Origin of the sequence: Ensifer sp. NM-2 (assembly GCF_003024455.1) — a bacterium.
In the GTDB taxonomy this organism is placed as follows: domain Bacteria; phylum Pseudomonadota; class Alphaproteobacteria; order Rhizobiales; family Rhizobiaceae; genus Ensifer; species Ensifer canadensis.
On record NZ_PVZR01000010.1, the window covers coordinates 82,625 to 105,594 of the forward strand.

The 22,970-nt window shown below is 62.3% G+C and carries 10 protein-coding genes; 4 read left to right on the forward strand and 6 right to left on the reverse strand.

Features of this window, described 5'->3' with window-relative positions:
- Nucleotides 1-21: 21 nt before the first annotated feature.
- The 4 genes from C6558_RS20245 to C6558_RS20260 form a co-directional block, all read right to left on the reverse strand.
- Nucleotides 22-2,826 (reverse strand): condensation domain-containing protein, encoded by a 2,805-nt coding sequence (locus C6558_RS20245; protein WP_107027641.1) that lies wholly within the window; start codon nucleotides 2,824-2,826, stop codon nucleotides 22-24.
- Nucleotides 2,823-10,901: a hybrid non-ribosomal peptide synthetase/type I polyketide synthase gene (locus tag C6558_RS20250; protein WP_107027642.1), complete on the reverse strand. Its 8,079-nt coding sequence runs from the start codon at nucleotides 10,899-10,901 to the stop codon at nucleotides 2,823-2,825. The genes C6558_RS20245 and C6558_RS20250 overlap by 4 nt, the downstream gene beginning before the upstream one ends.
- A complete protein-coding gene (locus C6558_RS20255) occupies nucleotides 10,898-12,847 on the reverse strand; it encodes a non-ribosomal peptide synthetase (protein ID WP_025428345.1) in 1,950 nt (649 codons plus the stop codon). Before C6558_RS20255 ends, C6558_RS20250 begins: the two co-directional genes overlap by 4 nt.
- A gap of 349 nt (nucleotides 12,848-13,196) precedes the next feature.
- Nucleotides 13,197-14,054 carry a glycoside hydrolase family 16 protein gene (locus tag C6558_RS20260; RefSeq protein WP_234907998.1) on the reverse strand — a complete coding sequence of 286 codons (858 nt, stop codon included), beginning with the start codon at nucleotides 14,052-14,054 and terminating at the stop codon, nucleotides 13,197-13,199.
- Nucleotides 14,055-14,192: 138 nt separating this feature from the next.
- Between C6558_RS20260 and C6558_RS20265 the strand changes: the two genes are divergently transcribed.
- From C6558_RS20265 to C6558_RS20280, 4 genes are all read left to right on the forward strand, one after another.
- Nucleotides 14,193-15,641, forward strand: a complete 1,449-nt coding sequence (locus C6558_RS20265; protein WP_025428343.1) for a hypothetical protein — start codon at nucleotides 14,193-14,195, stop codon at nucleotides 15,639-15,641.
- A complete protein-coding gene (locus tag C6558_RS20270; RefSeq protein WP_025428342.1) occupies nucleotides 15,638-16,921 on the forward strand; it encodes a polysaccharide pyruvyl transferase family protein in 1,284 nt (427 codons plus the stop codon). The genes C6558_RS20265 and C6558_RS20270 overlap by 4 nt, the downstream gene beginning before the upstream one ends.
- A gap of 270 nt (nucleotides 16,922-17,191) precedes the next feature.
- Nucleotides 17,192-17,860 carry a Crp/Fnr family transcriptional regulator gene (locus C6558_RS20275; RefSeq protein ID WP_025428341.1) on the forward strand — a complete coding sequence of 223 codons (669 nt, stop codon included), beginning with the start codon at nucleotides 17,192-17,194 and terminating at the stop codon, nucleotides 17,858-17,860.
- 273 nt (nucleotides 17,861-18,133) lie between these two features.
- Nucleotides 18,134-18,796 carry a response regulator transcription factor gene (locus C6558_RS20280; protein WP_025428340.1) on the forward strand — a complete coding sequence of 221 codons (663 nt, stop codon included), beginning with the start codon at nucleotides 18,134-18,136 and terminating at the stop codon, nucleotides 18,794-18,796.
- Between the two features lie 227 nt (nucleotides 18,797-19,023).
- On the opposite strand, the gene C6558_RS20285 is transcribed toward C6558_RS20280, so the two are convergent.
- Both C6558_RS20285 and C6558_RS20290 read right to left on the reverse strand, forming a co-directional pair.
- Complete coding sequence (locus C6558_RS20285; protein ID WP_234908000.1) at nucleotides 19,024-19,575, reverse strand: DUF922 domain-containing Zn-dependent protease; 552 nt, start codon at nucleotides 19,573-19,575, stop codon at nucleotides 19,024-19,026.
- 222 nt (nucleotides 19,576-19,797) lie between these two features.
- Complete coding sequence (locus C6558_RS20290; RefSeq protein WP_107027654.1) at nucleotides 19,798-22,950, reverse strand: efflux RND transporter permease subunit; 3,153 nt, start codon at nucleotides 22,948-22,950, stop codon at nucleotides 19,798-19,800.
- Nucleotides 22,951-22,970 lie beyond the last annotated feature (20 nt).

Here is a 22,970-nt window from a genome sequence, read left to right on the forward strand (position 1 = left end):
TGTTGCCTTCGCACGTCGTGTTCAGCTCTCGTCGGAGCGGAACCTGTTGATGACGATGGTCGCCAGGGCCTGAATGCTGTTGCTGTTGAGGCTATCCTCGTGCCAGCCCTCGAGGTCGAAAACCTCGCTGTCCGGGGTGATTGCACCACCCCAGCCGAAGAGCAGCTTGCGCGCACGGCGATGGGTGGCTTCACTGCGGAACAAAAGCACCGACTTTTCATTCGTCGGTGGCGGACGATAGCGACGGGCCGCATTGACCAGCAGGTCGGTAACGTCGGCATTGACTGCTTCTTCCTGGGAATAGGTCCCCGCCCGCAGGCCCAGATGTTTGAGCAGGGCAAGCGTGAAGTTGAACTCCCTGAGATAGTCGACGAAGCTGATGCGGCCGGAAAAGAGCTTGCGCGTGAAGTAGCCGACGCGCTTCACCCGGCGCTCGCTGTTCCAGCGAAGGCGCCGAAGCCGGGGCTGCGACTTGACATAGCCCGGTGCCCAGGCATCGATGACGGCCGTGAAGCGAAGATCGGCGCCGCGCTCGCGCAGCTGGCGGGCAATTTCGACCGCCAGCACGCCATTGACGCAGAGCCCCATCACGCCGACCGGGCCTTTCAGAATATCTGCGCCCATACTGTCGACGGCATGCCCGGCGATCTCTTCAAGCGACATGGAGGCGAGATCGCCGGTGAGGTCCGCATGGAACATGTTGGCGTTATAGACCGAGACGGTATCGCCAAGATCGGTCGCAAGCCGGTAGTAGAGGAACGGATGATTGAGCGTGTAGAGCGTATAGGGCGCATCGGTGCGCCCGCAGGCCCCCACGCTCCAGGGATTGGCGCTTGCGGGTTCCAGATCGGTACCGGTCGGCTGCGCTTCGCCAAACAGCGCAGTGGAAAAGCCCCCGAATGTCGGCTGCTTGAAGAGCAGCTCCAGGTCGGCCTTTGCCCCAAGCTTCGATCTGGCGCCGGAGAGCATGCGCAAAGCCAGCAGCGAGTGACCGCCGAGCGCGAAGAAGTTGTCGCCGGGCGCGACCGTCGGAACGCCGAGCACCTCTGCCCATATCGCAGCAAGAGCCTTGGTCTGGTCGGTTCGCGCCGCCGGTACTGGTGCCGAGACATCTGTTGGCTCAACGCGATCGGCCACAGCCTTGGCGAGGATGGTCGGCGGCGCCGGTATCCGCAACGCGGTTCGATCGATGGTGCCGCTGGCATCGCGCGGAAAATTGAGAAGCACGCTGACACCACCCGGCATCGCGGATTGCGAAAGCTGCCGGCTCAGATACTCCATCAGGCCATCAGGCAGGCGATCGAGCGGTTCGGTGATCGTCGGCGCCGGCGTGACGAAAGCATGCACGCGCTTGCCATCGCCTTCGACCAGCACCACGGCCGAACCGACGGATGGATGGGCCGCAAGCATCAGTTCGATCGCCGTTGCCGGCCCCGTCTCCACTCGCAGCGCCTTGATCTCCCTCGGAGGGATGACCAGTGAGGAAAGGGGCGCCGAGGGCCGTTCCAGCGCCGCTTCATAGGCCTCCTGCCAAAGCCGCAGAAGAGATTCGATCGTGCTCTTTTCAAACAGGTCGGCATTGTATTCGATCGACATGCGCCATCCGCTCGGCCTGCCGATCATGATGAAGCTCAGATCGTAGATGACACCCGGCGATTGCGACGGCGCGCTGAGCAGCTCGAAACCTCCATACTGATGGTCTTCCAGGAACGCCTTCTGCAGGTTGAAGTTGACCGAGATCAGCGGGTTGCGCGAGGGATCGCGCACCGGATTGACCAGTTCGACCAGTTTGTTGAACGGCATTCTGTGATGGTTGAGGGCAGCCGTCACCGTTGCGGTTGCTAAACGCACATGCTCGGCAAAGGAAATGTCACCGGCCATGTCGAACCGCAGAACAACATTGTTGATGAAGACCCCGATAAGGTTCTCCAGATCCGTCTCGTCGCGCCCGGCGACCTGTGAGCCGAACATGACGGTGTCATGTCCGGTATAGCGGTGCAGCAACGCGCTGACGACGGCAGCCCCGAAACTGTAGAGCGAGACCCTATGCGCGCGGGCGGCGGCGTCGATCCGCTCGCTGAACTCGCTCGGGTTGTTGACGGACAGGATATTGCCGCGGCTGGTCTTGACCGGTCCGCGCGGCGTGTCGGGAATAACTTCGAAATAGGGCGCTCCGGTCAGCTGTTCGCACCAGAATGACTTCTCGGTCTCGAAACCGTAGCTGTTCAGATACTCCTGCTGCCACAGCGAGAAATCGCCGTATTGCAACGGCAGGTCCGGAACAGCCGGCTGCCGGCCGGCATCAAGCGCCGCCGCGATCTCGCCGACCTCGCGGCCAAGCACGCGGATCGACCAGCCATCAAAGCAGCTCTGGTGGGCGGTGATCAGTAGAAAGCCCCGCTCGTTCTCTACCATCAGCAGCGAAACGCGGAAGAGGTAGGGACTGCTGAGGTCGAACGGCGCGCGCGCGGTCTCCTCACCGATCGAGAGGATACGCTGATCGCGCTGATCGGCAGGTACGTTTCGCAGGTCGATGACCGACATCCTGAAGTCGACTTGGTCGACTACCTGCTGGCAGGGCCTACCGCCGACTTCGACGAACCGGGTGCGAAGGGCCTCATGACGCTGGATGACTGTACGAAAGGCGGCCTCCAACGTCGAGGATCGGAATGCGCCTCGGATCTCCCATCGGACTGCGACGTTGAGCGCCGGATTGCCTGGCTTCAGCTGGTCGAGGATCCAGCAGCGCAACTGGGTCTGGGAACAGGGGAACTCCGCAATCACGGTGGGTTCGGCGACAGGTGCAGTGTTGCTTGTCTCTTTCATACTCTTGATACCTGCTCAAACCGGCGCCGCGCGCCATTGCGGAAATCTCTCAGCGAAGGGACCTGCGGCTGGGTGCCGTTCGGATCGATGTCGTCGCGTGTCTCGGCAAAGGTGGCGAGTTCTGCGATGGAGGGATGCATCATCAGATGTTTGGCCTCCAGGCGCAGACCGCTGTCGAGCATGCGGGCGGCGATGCGGAAGATGATCAGCGAATCCGCGCCGAGCGCGTAGAGGTTGTCCTCGACGCCGATCTCCTGCGCGTTCAGAACCTCGCGCCAGATCTCGCAAAGCTGCGTTTCCATGGCGGTGCGCGGCGGCACCCTGATGGCCGTGGTCTCGCGTTGCGGCAAACCACGCTGTTCAAGCGTCTTGCGGTCGAGCTTGCCGTTGGCCGTCTGGGGGAGAGCCTCCTCAAGCACCCAGAAACCGGGGACCATATGCGCCGGCAGGTTGGCCTCCGCATGGGCGGCAAGCGCGGATGCCGAGGGTTTGCTGCTCAGGTCTTCCGGGATGACATAGCACACCAGCTGCTTGTCGCCATTGCTGTTCGGGGCGGCGACGACGGCGCATTGGCGAACGCCGGCGGCGCTGGAGATGGCAGCCTCGATATCGCCAAGCTCGATGCGGAAACCGCGCAGCTTGATCTGCTGGTCGCGCCGGCCGAGCAATTGTAGCGAACCATCCGCGAGCCGCCGACCGACGTCGCCGGTCTTGTAAAGACGCTGAACCGTTCCCGTGCCGATGTCGATATCGGCGAAGGCCTTCTCGGTCAGATCAGGGCGGGCGAAGTAGCCGTTGGCAAGGCCCTCGCCGCCGATATGCAGTTCACCCGTGACGCCGATGGCGGCAACGCGGTTGGCCTTGTCGAGGATGAGGAGCTGCGTGTTGGCGATGGGATGGCCGATGGTGATCGGCTTTTCGCCATCCTCGATCCGTTGCACCGACGACCAGATCGTCGTCTCGGTCGGGCCGTACATGTTCCACAGCTCGCCTCCGAGGCCGAGCAATGAAGAAGCGAGCGCCTTGGGAAGCGGCTCGCCGCCGCACAGCATCTTGAGGTTCGAGCGGCTGAGGCCGGCTTCGACCAGCATCTGCCAGAGTGTCGGCGTCGCCTGGAGCACGGTCGCACCGCAGCTTTCGACGAGCCGCACCAGAGCAAAACCGTCGCGCACCGTGTGCCGGCCGGCAAGCACCACCTTCGCACCTGTGATCAGCGGCAGGTAGAGTTCAAGGCCGGCTATGTCGAAGGAGATCGTCGTCACCGCGACGATCGTATCGCGATCGTCAAGCCCCGGCTCCCGCGCCATCGACGTGAGGAAGTTGACCAGGGCGCGATGGGAGACTTCGACCCCCTTCGGTGCGCCGGTCGATCCCGACGTGAAGATGATGTAGGCCGGCGTCGCCGCGTCCGTGGGGACCTTCGGCAGTGCAGTTGCCGCGCCGGTCGTGTCGACGTCGCTATCGATGCGGATGATCGCGACGTCCTTGCCGGCCAGTCCCTCTGCCCGGTCGCTATCGCAGATCATGCCGGCAACGCGCGCAACCTCAAGGGTTTGCGACAGGCGGGTCTCAGGATGGGCAGGGTCGAGCGGCACATAGGCATGTCCCGATTTCATGATCGCCAGCAGGGCGATCACCATTTCAAGCGACCGTTCGGCGAGAAGGGCGATGCGCTGGCCCGGCTCCGGGACGGTCTTCTGGATTTGGCAAGCCAACTGGTTGGATCGCCCTTCAAGCTCGCCATAGGTCATCGTCTTGCCGTCGAGTTCGACGGCAATCGCGGAAGGCTGCTCGGCCGCCTTTTGGGCAAACAGCGAGAAGACGAATGCGTCGCGATCGTAGTCGGCGGCCATGTCGTTGAGGCCCTCGGCAAGCCAGGCCTGTTCGGCCGCAGACAGGAGCGGCAGATCGTGGATCGGCCGGGTGATGTCGGCTGCCAGCGCCGCAACCAGTGTCGCGAAATGGCCGATCCAGCGCTCGATCGTGCTGCGCTCGAAGACCTCGGCATTGTAGTCGACATCGATGCGAACGCCGTTGGGGCTTTCGGTCAGGTTGAAGAACATATCGAAGTTGGAGAAGGCCTTGGCGTTCGACGCGATCTTCGTCTGCAGCCCGCCGAACTCCAGATTGTCAGGAACCCGCTCGAGGTTGAACTGGATCTCGGTCAGCGGCAAGCGGTGCGTGTCACGCTTGACGCCGAGCTTACGGACGAGCGTGCCGTAGGTGTAATCCTGGTGCTCGAACGCACCGAGCACAAGCTGCTGCGTCGCCTTGAGATGCTCGTCGAAGCGCTTGTCCGACGAGACCGTCTGGCGAAGCGGCAGGAGGTTGACGCAATGGCCGACGAGCGTCTGGCCGTCGAGCAGGCTCTGCCCGGCCGAAGGCACGGCGACGACGATGTCGTCCTGTCCGGAGAGGCGGGAGATCATGATTTGCAGCGCCGCCAGCAACGTCGAAAACAAGGTCGCGCCGGACTTTGCACCTGCCTTCTTCAGGGCTTTGTAGGTTTCCGCCTCGATGCTTCCGGTGACGGTGCCGCCGGCAAAGCTGCGGCGATCCGACCGCGGCCGGTCCAGCGGCATTTCCGGCAGATCGGGGACGTCCTTGTATTGGTCGAGCCAGAATTGTTCGGTCGCGTTCGATATATCCGCATTGGGAGCAAGATCGGTCGCGTAGGTGGCAAAGGAGAGCGGCGTCGTGAGCCCGGCCTCGGCGTTGCGCATCAAGGCGGAATAGGTCGCGGCAAGCTCTTCGATCAGCACATTGATCGACCAGCCATCGCAGATGATGTGGTGTGCGGTGAAGACCAGGCGGTGACTGTCGGGAGTCATCCTGACGATGGAAGCCCGAACGAGTGGCCCATCGGCAAGATCGAAGGGAGTGCGCGCATCTTCGTCGATCAATTGCTGCAACAGCGCCTCGGCATCGTTCTCGCCGGCAAGGTCGATATCGGCGACATCGAGCACGAAATCGGGAATGAACTCGAAATGATCCCCCGCCCGGCCGAACCGGATCTGCAGCGCATCATGGCGTGCGACTACGGCATCAAGCGCCCGGCCCAAGCGTTCGCGATCCAGCGGCCCGTCCAGAACCATCGTGAAGGACTCGTTGAAGGAGCAGGAGGCTTCATCGCCGACCTGGGCGGCCAACCAGATTTCCTTTTGCGCTTCCGTCAGCGGCGCCGTTGACGGTCGGGCAGTTGCCACATCAGCAGGCTCCGGCGCGATATCCTCTGCCTGGCGTTGCGTGCCGAGGATGCCGACCGATTGGAACGCATCAAGACTGGTGCGGAAGGCGGCAGCGATCGCCTGGAAATCCGCCTCGCTGTGGGCGGTCGTCAGGAAGCAGGGATAGCCGTCCTGGATATGAATACCCTGCATGCGCATCTTGGCATAGAGGAGCGAGCCCAGCGGATCGTCGCTGCCGAAGTCGGCAAAGAACCAGCTCTTGTAGCTGTTGATGGTCTTGGCGATACCGCGCCGGGCGAGATCCGCATTGATCTCGGCGACCAGAGCCTGCGTGCGATCGGCGACGGCGCCATAGAGTGCGGCGCCCTCGCCCCTGATGTGCTGAAGAACGGCCCGCGCCGCCGCAAGCACGAGCGGATGGCGCACGAAGGTCCCGGCAAAGAAGGTCGGCGCGGTCATCGGAACGCTATCGTCGCCATAATTCCAGCATCCGCCGTCGAGTGCATCCATGAAGCGGCTGTCGCCCACCAGCACGCCGATCGGCATGCCGCCGCCGATGACCTTGCCATAGGTCGCCATGTCGCCCTTGATGCCCCAGACGGCCTGCATGCCACCGGGATCGACGCGGAAGCCGGTGACGACCTCGTCGAAAACCAGCGCGAATTCGGATTTCGTGGCAATAGCACGCAGCTCGCGCACAAACTCGACCGGCCGTAATTCCGGATGACGGCTCTGGACCGGCTCGATGATCACCGCGGCGATATCGCCGGCATTGGCCTTGATCCAGTCAAGACTTTCCGGATCGCCGTAGCGAAGAACCGTCATGTTGGCGACGGAGGCGGCAGGGATGCCGGCGGCGACCGGTATCGCGACCGGCGCACCAGCCCGGTTCCGGCCCTTGACCAGCACCTCGTCGAACTGCCCGTGATAGTCGTTGCCGAAAATCACGATCCGATCCCGGCCGGTCACCGTGCGCGCCACCCGCATGGCCGCCATGACGGCCTCCGAGCCGGTGTTGCAGAAGGTCACGCGTTCGTGCCCGGTCATCTCTGCGATCAGTTCCGCGACTTCGCCGGCAAGCGGCGTCTGCGGGCCGATGGCAAATCCGGCGTCGGCCTGCGCCTTCACCGCCTCGACGACGAAATCCGGCGCATGGCCGAAGGCCGTCTGACCCATGCCGTTGACCAGATCGATATATTCATTGCCGTCGACGTCCCAGATGCGCGATCCCTTCGAACGATCGGAAACGACGGGGAAGACCATCTCCTTCCAGTCCTGGCGGAAACCGGCAGCGGTGCGCGGATCGGCGAGCCACTTCCGGTTCTGGCCGGTGAAGCTCTTCGATTTCCCGTTCCGTGCCTCGTAGGCGGCGATCAAGTCGGCGACGAACGCCTGCTTCTGTGGGGTCATCTCGGTCGAAAGGCTCTTGGCGCCGGGACGGTAGAGCTTGATGCGCTCCGCTCCGATTTCGCCATCGGCGGTGCGATCGACCTCAATCTTCGATACCAGCTGCGGCTCAATCGTCGCGATCGGAGGGGCGATCGCCGCCGCAACAATGGTCGACTGTGCGGAAGGGGCTGCGACGGAACCTGTCGCCTGGAGCACCTGCAACTGCTGCGTAACGATCGTCTGCAGCATCTGCAATTGCGACTGGAGGACGGACTCGATGCCGGCAACAGTCGCGGCTGTGGTGACGGGGGCAACGGTAAGCGGCAGGGCCGCCTGCGCTGCGACGGCGGGCGCCGCGGCGACTGCGAGCGACGGCAGGGCCACCGGTGCGGATGCCGGCGCCTGCTGCGGCTCGGGCGGCAGCTGCCGGTCGAGATGCGCGGCCAGATCCTGGATGCTGGGAATGTTGCTCAGCAGCTCCCGGAACGAGAGCTTGATCTTGTAGTCTTTCTCGATCCTTTGCGCGAACTGGCCGATGAAGAGCGAGTCAAAGCCGAGCTCCAAGAATGTCGCACCCGCCTCGCCCGGTCCGAGCGCCTCCCCCGACATGTCGCTGAGCAGGGTGATGAGGGAGGTTTGCAAGGCAGGGATACGGCTGGCAGCAGCAACTGGTGTGGCAACATTCATGATTTTGATCCCGTCAAACGGTTGCGCTTGAGTGTCGGTGGAAGATGGCTCGGCGGCAGGGAGCTGCTCGGCCGACGATGCCGGCCGGCCTTCGCCGCGCCGTGCGGAGGCAGGAGCGTCAATCCAGTGGCGCTGCCGCTGGAACGGATAGGTCGGCAGAATGAGCGGGGTTTTGCTCGCGGACGACGTTGGCCAGTTGAGGTCGCAGCCCGACATCCAGAGCTTGCCGTGGGCCTCGGCGAGGGTTTCACCGGCGGCATGCGCGCGATCATGTTCCGGCAGCGACTGGACGACGGCAGTGACCGCATCGCGGCTGAGCGTCTGGGCCGCAAAGACCGACAGGGTGCGACCGGGGCCGACCTCCAGCAGGACGGGCTTGCGCCCGTCGCAAAGGGTCGCCAACCCGTCGGAAAACCGGACGGCGGCGCGGCAATGCTTCGCCCAGTAGTCAGGCGACATGCCCTGTTCGATCGTCTGCCATTGGCCGGTGACGCACGAGATATACGGCGTTATGGCAGTGCCGTAGGTGACCTTTGCCGTCTCTTCGCGCAGGGCTTCGGTAACGCCGTCCATCATGGCGGAATGAAACGCATGCGAGGTGTGAAGCCGGCTGAAGGCGATGCCGGCGCGCTCCATCGCAGCGCACGCAGCATCGACGGCAGCGAAGGTTCCGGAGATCACGCAGAGTTTCGGGGCGTTGACCGCAGCGATTTCGACCTCGTCGCCAAGATAGGCTGAGACTGTCTCCACATCCGCCCGCACGGAAACCATCGCGCCCTGGGGCTGCGACTGCATCAAGCGGCCGCGCGCGGTCACGAGCCGCAATCCGTCCTCGAAGGAAATGACGTTGGCAAGCGTCGCGGCGACGAATTCGCCAACGCTGTGACCGATCATGACATCGGGTTTCAAGCCGCGGCTCATCCATAACCGCGCGAGCGCATATTCGACGAGATAGAGGCACGGCTGCGCGATGCGCGTCTCGCGCTGTTCGTCGGCCATGGCCTGGCTCACCGTGCCGCTGTGGCAGATGAAATCGCGCAAGTCGGTTTTTAAAGGTGCCCGGAGCAGCTCCGTGCCCCTGTCAATCCAGCGGGTGAATTCCGGTTCGCGGCTGTAGAGTGCCGCGCCCATGCCGACATATTGCGAGCCCTGGCCGGGGAACATGAAGGCGATCGGCGGCCTTTCGGTGGCAACGCCACTTGCTACGCGCTCGCTGCCGAGGCGCTCAATCGCCTGCTCGATATCGTTGGCAGCTATGGCGGTGCGATGGCTGAAAGCGCGCCGACCGGTCTGCAGCGTGTGCGCGACCTGCGACAGTGGCAAAGCAGGGTTCGCCTGCAGGTGATCGCGCAGGTTCGCCCGCATGGCCGCAAGTGCTGCCTCGTTGCGGGCAGACAGCGGCAGAATGTGAGGCCCCCGCGCCACGTCGTCGACATTGCCCTGCGACGCGGGCGCCTGCTCCAGCACGAGATGCACATTGGTGCCGCCGACGCCGAACGAGCTGACGCCGGCGCGGCGCGGACCTTCGGTGGCCGGCCAGTCGGTGGTGCTGGCGGGAATATAGAAGGGACTGTCGTCGAGATTGATGCGCGGGTTCGGCCGCTGATAATTCGCCATTCCCGGTATCTTGGCGTGATAGAGCGCCAGCGCAGTCTTGATCAGCCCGCTGACGCCGGCAGCGGCATCGAGGTGACCGACATTGCCCTTGACCGAGCCCAGGGCACAAAGCTGCCGCTTGTCGCCTGCCTCGGCAAAGGCGCTGCGCAATCCGCCGAACTCGATCGGGTCACCAAGCGGGGTCGCGGTGCCGTGGCATTCGACATAACCGATTGTCGAAGGATCGACCCCCGCGTTTGCCAGAGCAGACGAAATCGCGTCCGCCTGCCCCTCGACGCTTGGCGCGGTAAACCCGATCTTGTCCGAACCGTCGTTGTTGATGCCGTAGCCGCGAATGACCGCGAAGATCCTGTCGCCATCCCTCAGCGCGTCTTCCAACCGCTTCAACAGCACGATGCCCGCGCCGCTGCCGAAAACCGTTCCAGCCGCCTGTTCGTCGAACGGCCGGCAGACGCCATCGGGCGAAACCATGCCGCCCTCCTGGTAGATATAGCCACGCCGTTGCGGGATCGTGATCGATACACCACCGGCAAGGGCCATGTCGCAGCTGTAGGTCAGCAGGTTCTGGCAGGCCTGCGACACGGCCAGCAGCGACGTTGAGCAGGCCGACTGGATGGCGATCGCCGGTCCGCGCAGGTTGAACTTATAGGCGATGCGGGTCGCTAGAACGTCCGTCACTGAACCGACGATCTGCTGGAAGCAACCGATCTGGTAGTTGGAGGTGAACTCCTCGACCTTCGCCCGCTCACCCAGGACATTGTTGATGAGATAGGTGGGCATCGAGGCGCCTGCGAAGACGCCGACCAGGCCGGGATAGCGGTGAGGATCGTACCCGGCCCGCTCGAGCGCTTCCCAGCAGACCTCGAGAAAGACGCGGTGCTGCGGATCGGTGACCGCCGCTTCCCGCGGGAACATGCCGAAGAACTCGGCGTCGAACATGTCGACATCCGGGAGCTGCGGCCGGGCTGGAACGTAGTTTGCGGCAGCACGTTCCTCGTCAGTGAATGCGTCTTCGATCTCGTCCGGCCTCAGTTTCAAAAAGGCATCCCGCCCCTCACAGACGAGATCCCAAAGCGCCTCCACCGACGGAGCGCCCGGGAACCGACCGGACATGCCGATGATCGCAATGCCGGTCACGTCCTGGTCATTGCGATCCGAGCCGCGGGCGTCGTCTGCATCGTTGAAAACGGTCATGAAGCGCTCCTGCGGAAGTGGGAGATGTTCTTCTTTTGCAGCGCCGCACGTTCGGCCGCCGTCATCGCTCGGGCACTGGCCGACGACTTTCCATCGAGGAAGTCCGCCAACTCGTGAATGGTCGGGTGCTTGAACAGGGCAACGACATCGATCGACCGGCTGAGGTTGACCTCCAGCGCCGCATGCACCCGCATCAGCTGCAGCGACGTGCCGCCGAGATCGAAGAAATTGCGATCAAGCTCTACGGCCTGCTGGCTGAGCACGTTGCGCCAGAGGTCTTGCAAGAGTGCCTCGGTCCGACTGGCGACTGGCGCGTTCTCGGCCGGCAACGCATCCACCGGCAGCGGAAGCCTGGCGCGGTCGACCTTGCCCGATTGATGCAATGGCAATTCGTCAAGCACGATCACCGCGCTCGGGATCATGTAGGCGGGCAGGCTGTTGCGCAGTCTCTCCATCACGTCGCGGATCAGCTCGGCGTCGTCTGCGCGGGTGCCCTCACGTGGGCACAGGTAACCAACGATGCGCTTGTGCGACTGATCCAGATTCTGGCAGATGACGACACCGTCGGCGAGCCGCGGATCGCGACGCAAGGCGGCCTCGATCTCGTCAAGCTCGATGCGCTTGCCATTCAGCTTGATCTGCCGGTCACGCCTGCCCCGGAAAAGCAGGATGCCGTCGTCGCTGAGCACCGCGAGATCGCCTGTCAGATAGCCGCGCACGTCTCCCTGTTCGGTGCGGATGGTGATGAACCGTTCTGCCGTCAGCTCGGGGCGTCGGAAATAGCCGATGGCGACGCCCTCGCCGGTGAGGACAAGCTCTCCCTCTATGCCGCGCCCGACCGGGCGACGGTCCTCGTCGACGATCAGTATACCGGTGTGGCTGACGGCGCCGCCGATCGGCACGTCCTTGCCGTCGAACCCCGCGGGGATGTCGAAGGCGGTGGCCAGAACAGTGATTTCCGTTGGCCCATAGAGGTTTGTCAGTCGGCAGTCCGGATGCGCCTTCTGAAAGCGTTTGATGTGCTCGGCAGAGGCGACTTCGCCGCCGAACATCATATGCCGCAACGTCGGCAGTTCGCCGCAGGAGAAATCGGCGAGCAGGTTGAACAGGCCGGTGGTCAGCAAGGAGGAGGTAACGCCGTTGTCACGGATGACATCCCTAAGCCGGCCGACCGAGAAATTTCCGTCCGGCAACCCGGCGATGGTCCCACCGTTCGTCAATGTCGTCCAAATCTCGAACGTGGAGGCATCGAAAGCGATTGTTGCCGCGTGCAGCATCACGTCGGCACTGCCGATCTGCACGTAATTCTGATCGAGCGCGAGCCGGGTAATGCCACGATGCGGAATGGAGACGCCCTTGGGTCGACCGGTCGAACCCGACGTGTACATGACGTATGCCATGTCGCCGCCTTCGCAGGGTACTGGCTCGAACGGCTTCCTCTCGGCTTGCTGCGCGAGATCGGCGACGATCGCGTGAAGATCGGCGATCGTGCCCTTGACGCTCGGCACAAGGCGCATCGTGGCAAGCGAGCAGGTATCGACGAAGACCACCTTGGGCTCGCAGTCGCCGATGACATAGTCGAGATGATCGACGGGAAAAGTCGTATCGAGCGGCAGATAGGCGGCGCCGACCTTGAGGGTGGCCAGCATGGCGACGATCGTTTCGAGGGAGCGTGGGACGAAGAGGCAGACGATATCGCCCTTCGTGACGCCCGCATCGATCAGATAGGTGGCAAGCGCATCGGACATCAGCTCAAGCTCGCCATAGCTGATCGAGTGGTCGTCGAAGACGATTGCCGTCGCCTGCGGAGCCGCCTGGGCGTGCCGGTGAACGACGGCATGAACCGAGTGCTCCGGGTCGTAGTGCACGGTTTCCTGCGAGCGGCCCGTCACGCGCCCGGACTTCACCGCCGAATCTTCTGCGCCGAAAAATCGGAACTCAGCCATCGTTCGCCTCCTGTCCCTCTCGCCTCACTGCCCGGCGGGACGGCTCAAACGCCCTCCCGGCAATGGGCAGCTCGCGAATTTTGCTGCAATGCCGTCGTCAGCCAGAATTCCATGGTGGCGAAAAATGAACAGCTGATCATTGGGATAGCCGCACCGACGCATCGCCATCAAAAGGGTTAGGCCCGCTTAGTCCTTAAGGGGATGGAAGCCACGGCTATGCACGGACGAGGCGCCCGATAGGCGGCCGGAATCGTGTTCCATCTTTTTGTTTTCGCAGGATTTTTCGAGGTCGCCTGCCGCGCCGACCCTGGCGGATCAAACGCGGTGAAAACGACCTGGCGAGGGGCGCCTATTGAAGGTCGTATGCCCTGACATAATCGATGAACATGTGGGATGGATCCGGCGCCTGATCGGCGGTTTTTTCGACGAGCGCGAGGTTGAGCAGCACGTACATCGGCTGCCGGTGCTCAGGCCGCGTTTCGGCCTTCCACACGAGTTTCCGGTCAAAGTACATCCGGATGAATTCGGAATCGATCTTCACCCCATAGGTATGAAAATCCTGGGGGTCGGCGTCGCGAAATACCTCGATCCGACTGAATTGGGAATCGTCCTTGTCATCGCGATGCCAGACATGGATGACAGAGGAGTATCCTTCCGGCTTGTCACCGTAGAATTCCATCACGTCTATCTCGGCCGTCGACTTCGAGCGGTCCTTGCCGATCAGCCAGAATGCGGGCCATACGCCCGGACCGACCGGCAAACGCGCACGCATTTCGAAATAGCCGTATTGCTGGGCAAAGCCATTGCCCTTGGCGTCCACCGAGGCGAGCAGGCCTGACTGCCAGTCACCTTCCGGGTCGCGCTTGGCCTCGATCCTCAGAATGCCGTTTTCAGTCTTAAACGGCGAGCGCTCACCGGGGTTGGCAAAGCGGGCGCCACCAAAATCCCCCGACCACGGCGTATGCGCGATCCAGCGGGTGCCGGGCCCCCAGGCGGACACGCTCAGATCATCGAAGGTCTCGTCAAAGGTCAGCGGCATGTCGTCGACAGGAAGCTCGTCGCCCGTGTCGCCGGCCGTGTACCCATCGGCATGGGTCGCCGACACAAGCATCATCAGCCACAGGCAGCCGACGACAGGCCGGACGAAAAGCCGAACTGGCAGGCGGCGTGCCCAATACGGGCGAACTTCGCGAACAGATGGGGTCATGGTGCAAACTAACGCGGGGCGCTACCGCGGGTCCATTACCGATTCAGGCCGCGGCTTTATGCGAAAGGCTTAGCCGGAGGCGTAAATACGCAACATGCCCCCTTTGATAGGATCGTTTCAGCAACTGGAACTGGTGGCATGAGCTTTGAACTGATCGGCTTCGTTACCGTGCTTGTGGGGTTGGGCGTGCTGATGGCGCCCATCCACTGGGCGTTGACGTTCATGGTCGTCTCAACCGCTCTCGGCTCTGCCGCTGCCATCGGCCTTCCGGCACTTGGCGGCGCATCCATCCTCGTTCCAAATGTTTTCCTGCTGTTCTTCGGCCTCAGGGTCCTGATGGCCTATGGCGAAGGTCCGGTGCTGGCGGCCTTCGTGCCTGCCGGTGCCGGCTTCTGGCTGATGGTGCTCACCCTTTTCGGCGTGCTGACGGCGATCCTGTCGCCTCGCCTGTTCCAGGGCGCCGTCGACGTGATGACGGTCGAGCGATCTGTTGGTGCGAGAAGCTTCATATCGCTGTCACCGCTGCGGTTTTCGTCCAACAACATAACGCAGGCCGTCTATGCACTCGGCGGACTTGCCTGCTTCGGATTCTGCCATGCCTATCTGCGCCGGACGGCCGCGCCGTCGCACCTCGTCCACGCCATCCTCATTGCCGCCACCGTCAACCTCGCCTTCGCCGCGGCCGACATCCTCACTTATTTCTCCGGCACCGAGTATCTGCTGAGCGTGGTACGGACGGCCAACTACGCCCTCCTGACCGCCGCGGAAAAAGGTGGGTTGAAACGGATTTCCGGATCGTTCCCCGAGGCGTCGGCCTTTGCCGACTACACCTTGATCCTGTTTGCCGCGACCGCGAGCCTCTGGCTCGACCGGGTGCGCTCACGGGCGACAGCCCTCCTGGCGATCGCCTCGCTTGCCGGCCTGGTGTTTTCGACTTCTGCCACAGCACTGCTCGGGTTGGCCGTGGTCTTCCCGTTTCTCTGGATACGTTCGATTGTGACGGTCTTCGAACGGAGAAAGCCCGGACGTCCGGTGTTTCTCGCCGCCCTCTTCCTGGTCGTACCGCTCGTCATCCTCACGGTCGTCAACTTGTTCCCGGAGGTGGTGTCGACTGTTTACGATTTTCTCGATGAGATGCTGCTGTCAAAGGCCGACAGCCAGTCCGGCCGCGAGCGCGCGATGTGGAACGCCGCCGCCTATGAGGCGTTCGTCAACACCTCCGGCATGGGGGCCGGCCTGGGGAGCGCCCGCGCCTCCAGCTATCTACTGGTTCTGCTCTCGAATGTCGGGGTCCTTGGGCTCGCCATCTTCTGGGTCTTCGTCGCGGCCATTCTGTGCGCTCGCGCGGCACCAGACGCCGGGCGGCGGGCGGAAAGCCTTGCCGCGCTTCGGGCGGCAAAGGCCGGCTTTATCGCGGCCCTGAGCACCGCTCTCGTATCGGGCACCGTCTATGATCTGGGCCTGATGTTCTACATTCTCGCCGGCAGCGCGTCGGCGCTGACATGCCGGCAAATCGCCGAGGCAGAAGCGCCACGACCGCGACTGGTTGGTGCGACAAGCCCGCGCCGTATGGGAGGCTCCCGATGAAAATCGTCATCTTTAACGTCAAATACAGCGAAAACCTTGGTGACGGCATTCTGGCGCAGTGCCTGGAGATTGCGCTGGCGCGCGGGGCCAAGGGGCTGGAGGTCAAGACGATCGATCTCGCCGGCAGGACGGCATTCGGCACCGGCGGTGGCGGGCGCCGCCGACTGTTGCTGAAGGTACTGCAAGCGCTGCCGTCATTCGCGCGTCGGCTGGTCGTAAGACAGGCGCTTGGCCCGACACTCCGTCGATTGCAGGTCGAATGGCAAAAGGAGATTGACGCCGCGGATGCGGTCGTCATCGGCGGGGGAAACCTGTTTCAGGACGACGACCTGAACTTCCCGCTGAAAGTCGGCGCAGCACTCGATTGTATCAACCGCAGCGGCAAGCCGCTGGCGGTCTATGCCGTCGGCACCAGCCGGGACTGGTCGTCGCAGGCAAGGCAGCTTTTCGGCATGATCGATGAGAGCCAGGTCGTCCACGTTTCGGTTCGTGACACGATCGCCGGCCGCAACTGGCTCGGCCACTTTCCAGCCGGCCCGCACGCCCGGATACTGCCCGATCCCGGGCTGCTCGTCCGGGAAATCGTCGCGTGCCACGCGCTTGCGCCACTGAAGGCAGATGACCGAGCAATCGGCATCTGCGTCACTGACCCGCTCATTCTGCGCCGACATTCCAGCCATGGCTCGGCTGGAACTCCTTTTCGGCATGCCGACGACTATCACCAACTACTAAGCCTGATGCTCGATGCCGGATATCGGATCTGCCTCTTCACCAATGGAGCCCAGGAAGACCAGGCCTTTGCGCGGCGCATTCTCGGCGGTGACGGTCTCGCCGACCACATCGACAGCGGTGATCTCTACCTCGCCCCTCGTCCCAAAACGCCCGAGGAACTGATCCACATCATCGCATCGACGCAGGTGATACTGGCGCATCGCCTTCACGCCTGCATCGCCGCCTATTCCCTCGGCGTGCCGCAGGTCGGTCTCGGCTGGGATGCGAAAGTCGAAGGCTTCTTCCAGTTCGTTGGCCGACCGGAGTATTTTGCCAACGGACCCGACATCTCCGCTCGCGATGTGGCCTCCTTGCTTGAAGAGGCAGCCCGCAAGGGCATCGATCCCGCGGCCCATGCCTCGATACTCAATCAAGCCCGCAACGGCATCTCGCAGCTGCGAGAGTGCCTGGAGGCGCACCAAAACCGCAGCGCAAGCCCGACGATCCAGCCGGTGGTTGTGCCAAGTGGCAGAGCTTTATCCGGCTATGCGTTGTCGCACGGTCTCTAACCGTAACGGGTCACACAGTGTTGATCGCGCGGTTATCGGCACCTTAGTGGTCCAAAACCCAAATGCTTCAGCTAATTAGGACCGGTACCCACCCGGCCGGATTAAGCTCATATCGATGTGATTTCCCGCCATTACTAATCCTCTTGGGTAATATTCCTAACCACCGGTTGTTTGCTATATACTTAAGTACAATCGAATGGACCGAAGAGAGAGTGCGCCTTTATGGTGGGGCAACTTGGGGCATTTATAGGATCGTCACGGTTTAGAGAATTGTCGAGTTTCGACACGGATCAGCAGAGGTCCGAACTCTCCGTGGCGCGAAAACGGGTATTCCCGGCGGGCTCGATACTGTTCGAGCCCGAAGGTCGATCGTGCGTCCTGTTCTTCATCTCCGGCTGGTGCGTCAGCCGGAAGATTCTGGCAAATGGCACCCGCATCGTCATCGATTTCATGCTGCGCGGAGATATGCTCTGGACCCTGTCGTCGGAAATGACGCAGGAGACAATCCAGGCGCTGTCCGACGTTGCCGTCTACGAGTTCGCGGTGCCTCCCGGCACCGGCGGCCCCAATCTGTCGCAGAGAATCCAGCAGAACTTCGTGCACGAGATGCTCAAGCGCCAGGTCAGGATGACCGAGCGGCTGGCAAACATTGCACGCCGCGACGCACTGGAGCGTACCGGGCATCTCTTGCTCGAGCTCGCAGTCCGCGCAGGTAGACCCGACAGGCTGGGATTTGACGGTTTCGATTGCCCGCTGACGCAGTCCGACATCGGCGACGCCGTCGGCCTGTCGACCGTGCACATCAATCGCGTTCTGAAGGAGATGAGGTTGAAGGGATTGTTGTCGTTCAGGAATGGCATCGTCGAATTTCTCGATCGCAGACGCCTGGCCGAATTGGTGGACTTCGATCCGGGCTATCTCAGCACGAATTCCGGTTGATTCATTGCGAGGGCTTTAACCTGTGTTAATGCGCACCGACAATATATGTGATCTGATTACCAAAATATAAGAAGAAAATACGAGAGGACCCTGAGGGAATATCAACACCAATACTTGTATCTAGAATATTTACACCTAACAAAATAAGAATAAAAAGGAGAAAATTCAATGGATATTCGTACAGCAACAATTGCAAGAACCTCCACGACGCGACCGACATCCCTCCCAAGCGTACTGGAACAGCGTCTTCCCCAAAGTCTGGCGGGTTCGGATATGACCGATCAGGAGGAAGATCTCGACTACATCCTGCTCATCGACCCTCGTGCTCTCGACCGGGAGTGCCTGTCGAAAAGCCTGACGGGCTATGACCCCGGGCTGACGATCGTCACAGTCGGATCCTTTGACGAGTGGCGCGGCCGCAAATTGCAGACAGACCCTTCCGCCGTTCTTCTCATCGTCGGCGGCGGCAAAGTGGGTGACCTTGCCGTCTGCGAAAAGATCGAAACTCTGGTTGAGAAGTTCAAATATAGCCCAGTGATCGTGGTTGCCGAAACGGATGAACTCGGCCAAATTCTCAAGGCATTGGAATGCGGTGCCCGTGGCTACATTCCAAGCAATGTCGGCATCAATGTCGCCGCCGAAGCGATTGCGCTGGCGCGCGCCGGTGGCGTCTTCGTTCCGGCAAGCAGCATCCTGACGATGAGAGAGGCAATAAATTCGGTCGTGAATGGCGCCCGTTGCTCCGACAGCCTGTTCACGCCTCGGGAAATCGAAGTCGCCGAAGCCTTGCGCCGTGGAAAGGCAAACAAGATCATCGCCTATGAGATGGATCTGTGTGAAAGCACCGTGAAGGTTCACATCAGAAACATCATGAAAAAGCTGAACGCGACCAACCGCACCGAGGTCGCCTACAAGATCAGAGAATTCATGAAGTAAGCCGCCGATAGCAAACGAACCGGCAGACGTTGCGAATAACGAAGGCTCCGGCAGGCGTGTTTTTGATCACGGCCTGCTGACCGTGGTTCGCGATCGGCTGACTCGTCTCCTATATCCGGCATCTGGCCGATATGGGCCGGCATGTGTAGTTTCGAGATGCGCCCCGGCAAGAGATTGTCGGGGATGCCGTTGCGGCGCACGAAATGGCGCATGCCCGTGAGCCTCGGTCAACGGCTTCCGGCACCATTGACGAGATTGAGAATGAGTTGGTGGATATTGCCGCCATCACTGAGTTCGACGCGGTCGAAGTCCCGGCTTCTCTGGCGTTGAGCAACAGACAGCTCGCCGAGCCGCCTCGTCAGCTCAGTCCTGATCTTGCGGCAGTTGGGGTCTGCGTCTACCGAGAGCCCGACTGATGTGGTCTCGATCGCCTTCACCAGATCCTTGATGTAGTCACCGTGAACAAGCTCGTGCTTGCGAACGCCTGCGAAAAAGGTTTCCCAGTTCTCTACCATGGCCCCCTGCAGCGGCTTCGACGGCTTCGGCAGCGTATAGGTGATGATGAGCTTCGGCTTGGCCGAAACGAGCGTGCAGGCGTTGCCTTGCGGCTCGTATTTCCGGGTCCAGGTCAGCTTGAAGTCCGTGTGAGCGATGGCCCGAACCAGCCCGCCGACCTTTGGCCCCCGCTCGCCGATCGACGCATAAAGCTCGGCGCCGGTCTGCCCCGAGATCGCATAGGTGCGGACCTTTTCCACCGCCTGCCATTCCGCATGCGCCATGCACGGCAACGAAAATGCGCAAACCATCGTACTGCAGAAGAAAACGCTTCGCTTCACCCGAATCCCCTGGAAGGCACCTGAACGCGGGCGACCCTACTGCATAATTTCTTGATCGGCATCGATTTATCGAGAAAGGCGGCCGCACAATCGCGCGACCGCCTTCAATCGATAGAGCGCTCCGGGGGCGCCGAGCTGGTAGCTGCTATGGCGGCGCCGTCAGCGCTACTCGGCAGCAACCGCAGGCGGATAGATCATCGGCGCCGCAGGCTCGGCCTTGCCCGCTTCAACGGATTCCGGTTCTGATGTCTGCTTCTTCGGCTCCCGGCCGAAGAAGAGCGCGTAACCGGCCGGCAGCACCAGAATTGTCAGAACGGTGGCGACAAGGATGCCGCCCATCATCGCATAGGCCAAGGGCCCCCAGAAGACGCCGCGCGAGATCGGGATCAGCGCCAGAACCGCGGTCAGTGCCGTCAGCGTGATCGGACGGAACCTGCGCACGGCCGAGCCGATGATAGCTTCGGAGCGATCCATGCCCGCGGCAATGTCCTGATCGATCTGGTCCACCAGGATGATCGAGTTGCGCATGATGATGCCGAGCAACGCGATAACCCCGAGGATGGCGACGAAGCCGAAGGGGGCGCCGCTGATCAGCAGCGCCGCCGCCGCCCCGATTATGCCGAGCGGACCGGTTGCCAGAACCAGCATCGCCTTGCCGAAATGCTGCAGCTGGACCATCAAGAGCACGACGATGACCGCCAGCATGATCGGCGCCTTGGCGGCGATCGAACCCTGGCTTTCGGCCGCGTCTTCGGCGCCGCCCTGGATGCTGATGCTGTATCCGGGCGAAAGACCATCGCGCAGCGTCTGCATGTCGCCATACATCTTCAACGCCACATCGTTCGGCTGCACGCCGTCGGGCAAGGTGCCGCGAACGGTAATCGTCGGCAGCCGGTCCCTGCGCCATTCGATGCCTTGCTCGAGCACGGGCACGACCTTGGCCACCTGAGACAACGGAACGAAGCTGCCGAAATCGGTCGGGATGTAGACGGATTCCACCGACGAGAGCAGCGCACGGGTCGCATCCGGCTCACGGGCGACGATCGAGACCGTCTCCTCGCCATCACGGAAGTTGTCGAGCGGCACGCCGGACATGGTGGCCTGCAGCATCTGCCGGACGCGCTGCGAGGTGACGCCGAGCGCACGGGCGCGATCCTGGTCGATGACCAGCTTCATTGCCGTCACCGGCTCCAGCCAATCGTCGTGCACGGCACCGAGCTGCGGGTTTTCGGCAAACTTCGCCTTCACCTGGTCGGCGATGCGGCGCACCTCCTGGCGGTCCGGCCCCATGACGCGCATCTGCACCGGCCAGCCGGTCGGCGGGCCGAGGAAGAGGCGATCGACCTTGGAGCGGATCGACGGGAAATCCTCGGCAAGGATCTTGCGCAGCTTGACGATCAGCCGTTCGCGTGCCGGCTCGTCATTGGCCATGACGAGGAGCTGGGCGAAATTCGGATTCCGCAATTGCTGGTCAAGCGGCAGGAAGAAGCGCGGCGCGCCCTCGCCGATATAGGTCGCGATGAAGCGTTTGTCCGCATCGTCGATCATCCGCGCTTCGAGCGCCTTCGCCTGGGTCTCGACTTCCTTGATGCTGGTGCCTTCCGGCAGCCAGAGATCGACGAGGATCTCCGGACGTGAGGATTGCGGGAAGAAGTTCTTGGGAATGAACTGGAACGCCCACAGGCTGACGAAGAAGGCGACAAGCGTCATCGACAGCACGATGATGCGATGGTGAACCGCCCAGGAGACCGTCGAGCGCAGGCGCCGATAAAAACGAGTGTCGAAGACATCGTGGTGGCCGCCGGCATGGGGGCGCTGCTTCAGGATCATGTTGCCGAGCCAGGGCGTGAAGTAGACCGCGACGAACCACGAGACCACCAGCGCGATGCCGACGACGTAGAACAGCGAGCGGACATATTCGCCCGCCGTCGAGGCGGCAAAACCGACCGGGATGAAGCCGGCGGTGGTAATCAGCGTGCCCGTTAGCATCGGGAAGGCCGTCGAAGAATAGGCGAAGCTTGCTGCCTCGACCTTGACCAGCCCCTCCTCCAGCTTGCGCTCCATCATCTCGACAACAATCATCGCGTCATCGACCAGGAGCCCGAGAGCGATGATCAGCGCCCCGAGCGAGATGCGCTGCAGGTCAATGCCAAGCTCGTACATGATGGCAAAGGTCGCCGCCAGCACCAGCGGAATGGTGATGGCGATCACCAGGCCGGAGCGCCAGCCGATCGACAGGAACGAGACAACAAGCACAATCACCAGCGCCTCGCCGAGCGCCTTCATGAATTCGCCGACGGCTTCCGTGACCACTTCCGGCTGGTTGGAGATCTGATCGACCACCATGCCATAGGGCAATGCCGCCTCGAAACGCTGATAGGTCTCTTCGACGGCCGTACCGACATCGGTCACCTTGAAGCCCTTGGCCATCACCACGCCGATCTGCACGCTGTCCTGACCGTTGAAGCGGAACTTGCGAGAATAGGGATCCTCCAGCCCCGAGGAGACGGTGGCGATATCGCCGAGGCGGGTGACCTGCCCACCGGCCGTCAGGCTGAGGTTGCGCAGATCCTCGACCTTGTCGAGGCCGCCCTCGACGGAAATGCGCACGGAGCGCGAACCGGTATCGACCGAACCTGCGGGATCGACATTGTTCTGACCGGCGATGGTGTTCCTGAGGTCGTTGAGCGTCAGCCCGCGCGCAGCCAACACCTTGGAAGAAACGTCGATATAGATCTTTTCGGGTTGATCGCCGAGGATCACCGCCTTCTCGACGCCGGGTGTCGTCAGCAGCATGTCGCGCGCCTGGATCGCGAACTTCTTCAGTTCGGGATAGCTGTAACCGTCGCCGCTCAATGAATGCAGCGTGATAAAGGTGTCGCCGAACTCGTCGTTGAAATAAGGCCCGTGCAGCCCTTCCGGCAGCTCACTGGCGATATCACCGACTTTCTTGCGGACCTGATAGAACGCGTCGGCCACCTGCTGGGCATTCGTGTCACCCTCGACCTGCAGGGTGATGATCGCGCTTCCGGCGCGGGTATAGGAGCGCACGAAATCGAGATGCGGGGTTTCCTGCAGCTTGCGCTCGATCTTGTTGACGACCTGATCCTCCATCTCCTGAATCGAGGCGCCCGGCCAGAAAGCCTGCACGACCATGACGCGGAAGGTGAAGTCCGGATCTTCCTTCTGCCCCATCCGCATCAAACCGAGCGCGCCGGTGATGATGATCAGGCCGAACAGGAACCGCGCGATACTGGGATGGGCGATCGCCCAGCGCGAAAGATTGAAAGGCCGTTTTTCTTCTGACGGTAGGGACATCGGCATCATTCCGCGGTTGG